Here is an 8,862-nt window from a genome sequence, read left to right as displayed (position 1 = left end):
TCTGCTCTTTCTTCTTCTTTAAGAGCTTTTTGTAAGTTTTTCTTTTCTTCTAAGTCTAGGAAATCTTTGGCTGGCATAAGTAGGATTTTTCTCAAGTTACTATTTCTATTTTAGGTGGTTTAAGTGCGTTTTAGCTTACTGATTTTTTAAGAATCAATCAATCATCTATAACTCATGCAGGAATTGCTTACTGTCCCCAACAAAGTAAATCTATTGGTCAAATAATTCGAGGACTACTCTTAATCTGGGAAATTCTTGAACCAGAAGAAATGTATAATCACATAGAGTTTATATAGAACAGCATGAAAATGCCTGCCAAAGATATTTTCCATGATTGTGTAAAACACGCCCTAATCAAAGACGGCTGGACAATTACCCATGACCCCCTACGGATTCGTTTAGCAAGAGGTAAAAACCTGTTTGTTGATTTGGGAGCAGAAAGACTATTAGCCGCAGAAAAAGGAACAGAAAAAATAGCCATTGAAGTTAAGAGCTTTACTCGTCCCTCTGATATGAAAGACCGCCAAGAAGCAGTTGGTCAATTTGTCGTTTATACCCATCTTTTAAGGCGTTATTATCCCGAATATAAACTATTTTTGGCTGTTAGCGAAAACACCTGCAAAACAGTGTTTGAAGAAGAAGCAGGTCAAACCTTAATTGAAGATGGTATTATTCAGTTATTTAGTTTTGATCCCAACCAGGAGGTAATTGTAAGATGGCTTCCTTAATTGCCCAATATCGGCAAATTATTGAAAAAACATTCCAAGATTATGCCGACTTCCTCGACACAGATCGCCAAATCCAAATCGAATTAGTCCTAGATCAAACCCGCGATCGCTATTTATTGGTTGAAACAGGTTGGCAAAATGGTTATCGAATCTACGGAACCCTATTACATATTGATATTATTGATCAAAAAATTTGGATTCAACACGACGGAACTGAGGATGGTATTGCCGATGAATTAGTAGCTGCGGGAATCCCTCAAAACCAGATTATTTTAGCCTTTAAATCCCCTGAAATTAGACCCTATACAGGCTTTGCTGTCGCTTAACGTTCAAATATGATGGACAATTCTCAAGACCGCAATCGCGCTCTCAACTATTGCCAACAAGCCCTTAAATTCCCCCAGGAGCTAGGCATTCCCCTAATAAAAGACGGAGAGGAACTCCTCGTAAAAATTCAGGTTACATTAGAAGGAAATTAGAAACCCTTGATCAGCTAAGTAGGGAGGCACAATTATTTGTAGGATGGGTTAGCGGTAGCGTAACATGAGCAGGCGTTGGGTTTCATGCTTCAACCCAACCTACGTTCATCTTATATTTAATTCCACCCACCCACTTATACCAACCATGAAAATTAAAGCAATTCTCAAAATTTAACTTTTTATCCAAATAGGAGAAATTCCATGAGTACCACCATCAATCTTAAAATTACGTTTGAATCTCTAACCGAAGCCATTAAATCCCTTGACTTAACGCAAAAACAACAATTATTAGAAATACTAGAACAACAAATTTTTCAAGCAGAAGAGGCTTCCTATCAAGACGACGAGGAAACCCCTAGCAGAACTTCAGCAAGTTCGGGATGAATATCAATCAGGCGACTATGTGACCCTTGAACAATACTTGAGCAAGGATTAAATCATAATGGGTTATAGTATTCAAATCTCTAAATCTGTACAAAAACAGATTGATGACTTACCCAATGCTATGAAAGGTCGTATTCTTGAAAAAATTAAGGGTTTGGAAATAGAACCCTGTCCTTCTGGCATTGTTAAATTAAAAAATTCTGAACAGGAATACCGTCTCCGTATCGGTGATTATCGAGTGCGTTATGAAATTGATGATGCTCCCACAGACAATACTCATCTTGCAATGTAAACATCGCAGAGAAGTCTATCGCCAATAATTTAGAAACATTGCGCTACTTCAAATCCGAATTGGTGTTTCTCGCTGAAATCGCCCACAAAACCAATCGCCCTGAACTTGCCCTCAGCTATTGCCAACAAGTGCTTAAATTATGACAAAAATTGGTAATTTTATTGTTTAAAGATTGTAAAAAAATTTTTGAATAAATTCATAATAAATTAGACAAAAATAAAGTAAATTATCAGCTAAAAAATTAAAAGTTAACTCAATAAAGCTATGATAAAACTAACTTTAAACGCAGCCCAAAGTCAACTCCCTGAACTCCTTAAAGCCGCCGCAGAAGACCAAGAAATTATTATTCAAAATAATGAAGGTCAAGACTTTCAACTCATTTCTATCTCTCCCAGCCTTAAGCGTCCTCAATATGGAGGCGCAAAAGGAATAGTCAAAATGCTTGACAGTTTTGATAATCCCATTGAAGACTTTGAGGACTATATGCCATGAAAATTTTAAGGGATAACCACGCCTTTTTATGGTTTATCGAAGGTGATGATAATCTAAGTGATTCTGCTCGTTATTTTATCGAAAATAGTCAATATCAAAAGTGATTAAGTATCGCTAGTCTTTGGGAAATGTCCATCAAAGCCAGTCTTAACAGATTAGAGTTGAAGACAAATTTCCCAGATTTAATTCAAAATTATGTTTATGGTAACGGCTTTGATATACTATCTATTAATGCTGAACATCTCGAACAACTCAAAACACTCCTTTATTACCATAAAGATCCTTTTGATAGCCTAATAATCGCTCAAAGCTTAACTGAAAATATTCCGATTCTCACTAAGGATGAGTTGTTTAAGCGATATACTGAAAATTTATTGTGGTAAACCTGAAAAGAAGAAACTTTAGCAAATTAATCACAAAAACTAACAGGCAAACTTTAAACCCTATTGATTTTCCATGCAAAACCAAATTAACCTAACCATTGAACGATTTAAGGAAAACGGACAAGATTACTATGTCGCCACCAGTCACGATATACAAGGACTTATCGCTGAAGCTGATACAATAGATGCCGTCATTGATATTGCCAAAGACTTAATTCCCATCCTATTAGAATTGGAAACAAAAGATCAGCTTGTGATCACCATTTAACACAAATTATAGATAATCTTAAATTCGCAATGCCAGAAATTAGTCGTTTTTTAGGAATTATTATCATTATGTACTATAACAACAATACACCTGCTCATTTTCATGTTCGTTATAATCAACAAAAGGCGATTATTGACATTAAAAATCTCACTATTTTACAAGGTCAATTATCTCCGAGGATTCTTGGTTTAGTAATTGAATGGGCTGCTATTCATCAACAAGAATTAAAGGAAAATTGGCAACTTGCTAGACTTAATGAACCTTTACAACCAATCCTCCCATTAGAATAAACCATGCTAAAAGATATTATTGAAGTGAAACCTCTAAATAATTATCAACTTTATCTTAAGTTTGAAGATGATCAAGAGGGGATTATTAATCTTGAAGAAATTATCGAGTTTGTTGGCATTTTTCAACCGCTCAAAGACTTAGATTTTTTTAAAACGGTCAAAATTAACCCTGATTGGGGAACAATTTATTGGGAAAATGGGGCTGATTTAGACCCTGATGTTCTTTATTCTCTCATCACGAATCAATCTCTTAACGACTTAGAAAAAGATGACTTACAACTTATTTAAAGTACAGGAATTTTAAGCCATGAAAATCACCTACTTTCAAGATACGGACACTCTATATTTAGGGTTTGCTGAAAAAGTTTTTCGTGGGGGCAGGGTGTGGGGTGTGGGGTGTGGGGTTTTACCGATTTTGAGGGGGTCAATTACCTAATTTTCAGGGAAAAAGTACCTGAATTTTCCCCCCGATCACTCCCATATCCGGTACTTTTTGATTGACAAAAAGTCTAAAAGTCTTATCCAGCAAGGTTTTTAGATTTATTCAGCAAGCCCTATTTAGAGTTCAATAACAATCCTATTGTCGAGACTCAAGAAATCAATGAAAATACCTTGGTCGATCTTGATAAGCAGGGGAATATTTGTGCGATCACCTTGGAACACACCAAAAGCTTAACGGATATGAATGCTTTTTCCCTCGAAACTATTGTCGCACCTCAATTAGCTTCAAGTTGAGAAGATTTGTCATAACGAAATTATTTTGCAAAAACTCAGGAGAATGTAGTAAAATTGAGTGAATAACCCTTTTGGTAGATGAACCTCAGCTTTTGTCAAATTTCAACTAAACCACATCCATTTTGGAAACTGTAGTTTTTTTAGAGACATCTCAGAAACAAGTCCCCCTTTTTAAGGGGGATATAGGGGGATCGCCTTGCGCAATCAAAAAACTATGGGTTTCAAGTTAGACGGGGTTTATTTAATTTATTCAATAAATATCAACAAATTATCAGGATTATCAATGGCAACAACTTTAATCAATCACATTGAAATTACCCCAGAAACCTGTAGCGGTAAACCGCGCATCGCAGGTCATCGTATCAAAGTCCAAGATGTCGTTATTTGGCACGAACGCATGGGAATGTCACCCGATGAAATTGTTGATCATTATCCCAGCATTACCCTAGCCGATATTTACGCCGCCCTTTCATACTATGCCAATTCAAAAATGAAACGCATCAACCTCAAGAGTTGACAAAGAAAGTACCGAGGTTTTCACCTAACACTGTCTACTTAAAACTACAATCTGATAACTGTTCACTGATAACTGAATATATGCAGTATCGTCGTTTCGGTCGCACTAATCTACAAATGCCAGTGTTTTCCTGTGGGGGAATGCGCTATCAATTTCAGTGGCAGGATGTGCCGATGTCGCAAATTCCCGACGAGAATCAAGGCAATTTAGAGGCAATTATCAATAAATCTCTGGAAGTGGGGATTAATCACATCGAAACCGCTAGGGGTTACGGCACTTCCGAGATGCAATTGGGCAAAATTTTGCCGCAACTACCGAGGGAAAAGATTATCGTGCAGACGAAAGTTTCTCCTAGTCAAGATGTGCGGGAATTTCGCCGTAAATTTGAGCAATCCCTGCAATTTTTACGGTTAGATTATGTGGATTTGTTGGGCATCCATGGCATCAACACCGAGGAAATTCTCGATGATACTATGGCCGAGGGCGGTTGTTGGCAAGAGGCGAAAAAATTACAGCAACAGGGAAAAGTTCGTTTTATCGGTTTCTCCACCCATGCACCAACTGATGTAATTGTCAAGACCATTGCAACAAATTGTTACGATTACCTCAATTTGCACTGGTACTATATTTTTCAGAATAACTGGCCAGCGATAGAAGCGGCAAAACAGCACGATATGGGCGTTTTTATCATTAGTCCCTCCGATAAGGGCGGCCATCTCTACAATCCTCCCCCTAAGCTCGTCGCTCTCTGTTCTCCTCTCAGTCCGATGGTTTTTAATGACCTATTCTGTCTCAGTCATCCGGCCGTCCATACCCTTAGTATCGGTGCTGCGCGAGCCAGAGATTTTGATGAACACCTGAAAACTTTACCCTTACTCGATCGCCCCGAGGAGATTTTACCGGCAATTATCGAGAGATTGCAAGGGGAGATGATCAACTGTTTAGGCGATAATTGGGTGAAAACTTGGTCCGTGGGTTTACCTAGCTGGGAAAATACCCCCAATCACATCAATATTCCTTCTATCCTCTGGTTACACAATCTCGCTATCGCCTACGATATGATTGACTTTGCGAGGGCCAGATACAATCTCTTGGGGAATGGGGGTCACTGGTTCCCCGGTCAACAGGCAAAAGAGGTGGAAAAACTCGATTTAACTGCCTGTTTAGCCGCTAGTCCCCACGCTAATAAAATTCCTTATCTTCTCGCCGAAACTCATCGATTATTGTCGGGAGAGACGGTACAACGCTTAAGCAGTAGTTAATTAAAATTCGATGCCGGGTTGCGCTTTCACTCCCTGTTGACGAAAGGGATGTTTAATTAACTTCATTTCCGTGACTAAATCCGCTATCTCGATTAATTCGGGTAAAGCTCCTCTACCAGTGAGAATAACGTGACAATTAGCGGTTTTTCGGGCTAAACCAGCGATAACTTCCTGAATATCCAGATAACCGAATTTAAGGGCGATATTGATCTCATCGAGTAAAATTAATTTATATTGGGGATTTTCGAGAAAAGTTAGGGCTTTTTGCCATGCTTCTTGGGCTTTCTCTATATCTCTTTCTCTATCTTGAGTTTCCCAGGTGAAACCTTCCCCCATAGCATAAAACTCGATTTGTTCCCCCCAAGCGCTAAAAATCTTCTGTTCGGCAGGTTCCCAAGCACCTTTGATGAATTGTACCACCGCCACTTTGTAACCATGACCGAGGGAACGTAAAACCATACCGAGGGCTGCCGTGGTTTTTCCCTTACCATCGCCGGTATTAACGATAATTAAACCTTTTTCAGCGATTTTTTCGGCTAAACGTTCCTCTTGGATGACCTTGCGGCGCTGCATTTTTTCTTTGTATTGTTCGGGAGTGAGTTGCATTCGGGTCTGTCCAGTCAAATCAAGATAATTGTAACTCAAGGGGTTATTGATCGCTATCTGAAGATTTTGACCGGCTAAATTGTCTCAGGATTGATGCCTAATTCTCGTAATTTTGCCGCTAATCTTTCCTTGGCTTGTTGTTCTTGTTCTTTTTCTAAAAGAGCCTGTTCTTTTTCTAAAAGAGCCTGTTCTTTTGCCTGTCGTTCCTGTTCCTTTTCTAAAAGAGCCTGTTCCTTTTCTAAAAGAATCTGTTCCTTTGCTTGTCTTTGCTGTAATTCAGCTTCTTGGGGAGTGGGAACCAATTGACCACCGGCGGTAAAATAACGCAGTTTACGGTCAAATATGCCTAAATATAATCCTAACTGTTCACTCCATAGATAACCCCAGTCATTGGGAGAAATAGCTTGATATTGTCCCTCAAGTATCGTAAATCCTTGGAATTCTAAGGTATTAGGATCGAACCAAAAATAATTAGGAGTGCGAAAAGTATTTTGGTAGAGAATTTTCTTATTATTGCGGTCAATATTGGCCGTAGAATCGGAAAGAATCTCCACGATCACATTGGGATATTTACCCTGTTCTCACCAAACCACCCAACTTTTGCGGGGACGTTTTTCTGTATCTAAAACCACAAAAAAATCTGGCCCACAGAAATCGCGCTTTTTCAGTTGTTCTTCGTTATAGTAGATAGTCAGATTACCGGAAGCGTAGTAATCGTTTTTCTCTTGCCATAATAATTCTAGACAACTGAGAAGAATTATGATCTGTTGCAGGTGTAAATCACTTTCCAAGGGTGGTTCATCACTCCATAAATCGGTGGGGGGACAGGTAACTTCTGGTAAAATGTCGAGAGTTGTCATAGTTTTTCCCCTAGCTGGGACATTTATCTAATTATAACAGCTATGAGAAATTATCAATTATGAATGTAGTAGTAGTAGGGTGCGCCCTTCAATAGCGTAACGCACCAAATAAATTAATGATAGATAGGTGCGTTACGACGGATGGTTAGATTCAAGTTTAAGCAAAGATTGTCGCCTTCTAACGCACCCTACATTCTACATTATTTAATCCTAATTGCTCCAGTGGTGCGTTACGACGGATGGTTAGATTCAAGTTTAAGCAAAGATTGTCGCCTTCTAACGCACCCTACATTCTACTGCTACGCTAAAGGGCGGGGAACCTTAAACCCAAGTTTTCGGTAAGGCGATTGCATCTCAAAATTCAGTTTATGTAAAGGCGATCTCGTTTTAGATTTTTAGCTCATGTAAAGGCGGCCGCGTTCCATATTTTCAGAGTTTGCGTCAAGGCGATCACACTAGAAAAAAGCCAAAGGCATGGTAAGCTAAACGGCTTTTACTTCGGATCACCGATATAGACTCCAAAAGGGTTATAGCTGTTGGATCATGCAGGTTAAGCGCCGTTTAGCTTATTCCGTCAACCCCGTTAAGCTTTTTTCACGAAAATAACGTCTTTTTCGACCTTGACTTGATAGGTGGTTAGATTGCGTTTTGGGGGTTTATTCGTGACGACCCCAGTGGCGATAAATTTTCCCGGATGGCAGGGACAAGCTAAAATCTGTGCGCCAGTATCCCATTTCACCGTACAGCCTTCATGGGTACAAGTCGGGTTTACTGCACTGATCTTTTTCGCCTTTTTCTCCCAGATCAGGAGCAAGGAGCCGACGGGGGATTTTTTATCCAGAAAACTGCCTTTGGCTTCCAATTCTTTGAGGGTAATGCCCGTCACTTTCACAAAGCCATCCGCCGCTTGGGCCGGGGTCATCTCTTGGTCGGTAGCCGTCGCTAGGATTTCTGGGGCGCAAGCCATGGCTCCGCCAACACCAACGAGGGCAACAAATTCACGACGATTCATGGGATTAGGTTTTTTCCAACAGCAACGTTAACTTTCACTGTACCGTAGAAGCTCTTTCCATTCAATTAATTTCTAAGTGCGAGTAGAGAGGGTCTGTAAGCAAACGCCTGACCAGGATTAGGGTTCAGAAGCTAGTTGCGACCAATAATTAATTTTTGATGGTTCAAAAATGGCAAAAATAAGGATTAAATGGCATAAAATATGTAAATAGACTATTTAGTTAATTATTATTCATTCTTAATTCTACTGACTCCTGACGACCGACTCCTGACTCCTAACCCTAACAACAATTTTTGATTTTTACAAGACTCCTAATGAATCCCCTCGTCAATTATTTTCGCAACCTGCAAGAAATCCACTCCTCCCAAGCAGCGGTAAAAGAAACCTCCTACTACGGCACTCTTGAAACTCTCCTTAACGAAATCGGTAAAACCCTAAAACCGCGAGTCCGCTGCATTATCAACCTCAGAAATCAGGGTGCGGGATTGCCGGACGGGGGACTTTTTAACGTCGATCAATTCCCCAAAAATCAAGAATTAGAACCTTTTACGGCG

At 39.5% G+C, this 8,862-nt stretch carries 12 protein-coding genes and 4 pseudogenes; 13 read left to right on the top strand and 3 right to left on the bottom strand.

The features are described 5' to 3' along the window. The first annotated feature begins 308 nt into the window (after positions 1 to 308). The 12 genes and pseudogenes from IM456_RS12645 (at position 309) to IM456_RS12590 (ending at position 5,830) form a co-directional block, all read left to right on the top strand. Positions 309 to 728 carry a XisH family protein gene (locus tag IM456_RS12645; protein WP_149987243.1) on the top strand — a complete coding sequence of 140 codons (420 nt, stop codon included), beginning with the start codon at positions 309 to 311 and terminating at the stop codon, positions 726 to 728. Further along, positions 716 to 1,054 (top strand): XisI protein, encoded by a 339-nt coding sequence (locus IM456_RS12640; protein ID WP_012267885.1) that lies wholly within the window; start codon positions 716 to 718, stop codon positions 1,052 to 1,054. The genes IM456_RS12645 and IM456_RS12640 overlap by 13 nt, the downstream gene beginning before the upstream one ends. 354 nt (positions 1,055 to 1,408) lie before the next feature. Next, a complete protein-coding gene (locus tag IM456_RS12635; RefSeq protein WP_002795640.1) occupies positions 1,409 to 1,591 on the top strand; it encodes a hypothetical protein in 183 nt (60 codons plus the stop codon). A gap of 58 nt (positions 1,592 to 1,649) precedes the next feature. Beyond that, positions 1,650 to 1,883: a type II toxin-antitoxin system RelE family toxin gene (locus tag IM456_RS12630; protein ID WP_253881301.1), complete on the top strand. Its 234-nt coding sequence runs from the start codon at positions 1,650 to 1,652 to the stop codon at positions 1,881 to 1,883. 264 nt (positions 1,884 to 2,147) lie between these two features. Beyond that, positions 2,148 to 2,375, top strand: a complete 228-nt coding sequence (locus IM456_RS12625) for a type II toxin-antitoxin system Phd/YefM family antitoxin (RefSeq protein WP_149987242.1) — start codon at positions 2,148 to 2,150, stop codon at positions 2,373 to 2,375. Between the two features lie 110 nt (positions 2,376 to 2,485). Further along, entirely contained in the window at positions 2,486 to 2,758 is a 273-nt protein-coding gene (locus IM456_RS12620) for a type II toxin-antitoxin system VapC family toxin (protein ID WP_287694375.1), read from the top strand. A gap of 73 nt (positions 2,759 to 2,831) precedes the next feature. Further along, entirely contained in the window at positions 2,832 to 3,026 is a 195-nt protein-coding gene (locus IM456_RS12615; RefSeq protein ID WP_149987241.1) for a DUF1902 domain-containing protein, read from the top strand. Between the two features lie 29 nt (positions 3,027 to 3,055). After that, positions 3,056 to 3,316 (top strand): DUF4160 domain-containing protein, encoded by a 261-nt coding sequence (locus IM456_RS12610; RefSeq protein ID WP_287694368.1) that lies wholly within the window; start codon positions 3,056 to 3,058, stop codon positions 3,314 to 3,316. Positions 3,317 to 3,319: 3 nt separating this feature from the next. Beyond that, positions 3,320 to 3,604, top strand: coding sequence for a DUF2442 domain-containing protein (locus tag IM456_RS12605; protein WP_149987239.1), 285 nt, complete (start codon positions 3,320 to 3,322; stop codon positions 3,602 to 3,604). Between the two features lie 267 nt (positions 3,605 to 3,871). Continuing rightward, positions 3,872 to 4,051 (top strand): annotated as a pseudogene (locus IM456_RS12600) (DUF2283 domain-containing protein); the annotation flags it as partial. 283 nt (positions 4,052 to 4,334) lie between these two features. Then, positions 4,335 to 4,529: pseudogene (locus IM456_RS12595) on the top strand (DUF433 domain-containing protein); the annotation flags it as partial. Positions 4,530 to 4,648: 119 nt separating this feature from the next. Next, positions 4,649 to 5,830 carry an aldo/keto reductase gene (locus tag IM456_RS12590; RefSeq protein WP_149987237.1) on the top strand — a complete coding sequence of 394 codons (1,182 nt, stop codon included), beginning with the start codon at positions 4,649 to 4,651 and terminating at the stop codon, positions 5,828 to 5,830. On the opposite strand, the gene cobO is transcribed toward IM456_RS12590, so the two are convergent. The 3 genes and pseudogenes from cobO to IM456_RS12575 all read right to left on the bottom strand — a co-directional run bounded on the left by cobO (position 5,831) and on the right by IM456_RS12575 (position 8,308). Next, complete coding sequence (cobO, locus tag IM456_RS12585; RefSeq protein ID WP_149987236.1) at positions 5,831 to 6,436, bottom strand: cob(I)yrinic acid a,c-diamide adenosyltransferase; 606 nt, start codon at positions 6,434 to 6,436, stop codon at positions 5,831 to 5,833. It lies immediately after the preceding gene. A 74-nt stretch (positions 6,437 to 6,510) separates the two neighbouring features. Continuing rightward, positions 6,511 to 7,296 (bottom strand): annotated as a pseudogene (locus IM456_RS12580) (Uma2 family endonuclease). A 583-nt stretch (positions 7,297 to 7,879) separates the two neighbouring features. Then, a complete protein-coding gene (locus tag IM456_RS12575) occupies positions 7,880 to 8,308 on the bottom strand; it encodes a QcrA and Rieske domain-containing protein (RefSeq protein ID WP_149987234.1) in 429 nt (142 codons plus the stop codon). 314 nt (positions 8,309 to 8,622) lie between these two features. Between IM456_RS12575 and IM456_RS12570 the strand changes: the two are divergent. Further along, a pseudogene (locus IM456_RS12570) lies at positions 8,623 to 8,862 on the top strand (hypothetical protein); the annotation flags it as partial.

The sequence above is a fragment of the Microcystis sp. M079S1 genome, from assembly GCF_020246425.1.
Taxonomy (GTDB): Bacteria; Cyanobacteriota; Cyanobacteriia; order Cyanobacteriales; family Microcystaceae; genus Microcystis; species Microcystis aeruginosa.
The sequence above is the reverse complement of the archived record's forward strand: the minus strand, read 5'-3'. Positions and strand labels throughout refer to the sequence as shown.

Bases quoted from the DNA above. Each gene is read 5' to 3' on its own strand.
- IM456_RS12645 (WP_149987243.1), top strand. From the start codon at position 309: ATGCCTGCCAAAGATATTTTCCATGATTGTGTAAAACACGCCCTAATC.
- IM456_RS12640 (WP_012267885.1), top strand. From the start codon at position 716: ATGGCTTCCTTAATTGCCCAATATCGGCAAATTATTGAAAAAACATTC.
- IM456_RS12635 (WP_002795640.1), top strand. From the start codon at position 1,409: ATGAGTACCACCATCAATCTTAAAATTACGTTTGAATCTCTAACCGAA.
- IM456_RS12630 (WP_253881301.1), top strand. From the start codon at position 1,650: ATGGGTTATAGTATTCAAATCTCTAAATCTGTACAAAAACAGATTGAT.
- IM456_RS12625 (WP_149987242.1), top strand. From the start codon at position 2,148: ATGATAAAACTAACTTTAAACGCAGCCCAAAGTCAACTCCCTGAACTC.
- IM456_RS12615 (WP_149987241.1), top strand. From the start codon at position 2,832: ATGCAAAACCAAATTAACCTAACCATTGAACGATTTAAGGAAAACGGA.
- IM456_RS12610 (WP_287694368.1), top strand. From the start codon at position 3,056: ATGCCAGAAATTAGTCGTTTTTTAGGAATTATTATCATTATGTACTAT.
- IM456_RS12605 (WP_149987239.1), top strand. From the start codon at position 3,320: ATGCTAAAAGATATTATTGAAGTGAAACCTCTAAATAATTATCAACTT.
- IM456_RS12590 (WP_149987237.1), top strand. From the start codon at position 4,649: ATGCAGTATCGTCGTTTCGGTCGCACTAATCTACAAATGCCAGTGTTT.
- cobO (WP_149987236.1), bottom strand. From the start codon at position 6,436: ATGCAACTCACTCCCGAACAATACAAAGAAAAAATGCAGCGCCGCAAG.
- IM456_RS12575 (WP_149987234.1), bottom strand. From the start codon at position 8,308: ATGAATCGTCGTGAATTTGTTGCCCTCGTTGGTGTTGGCGGAGCCATG.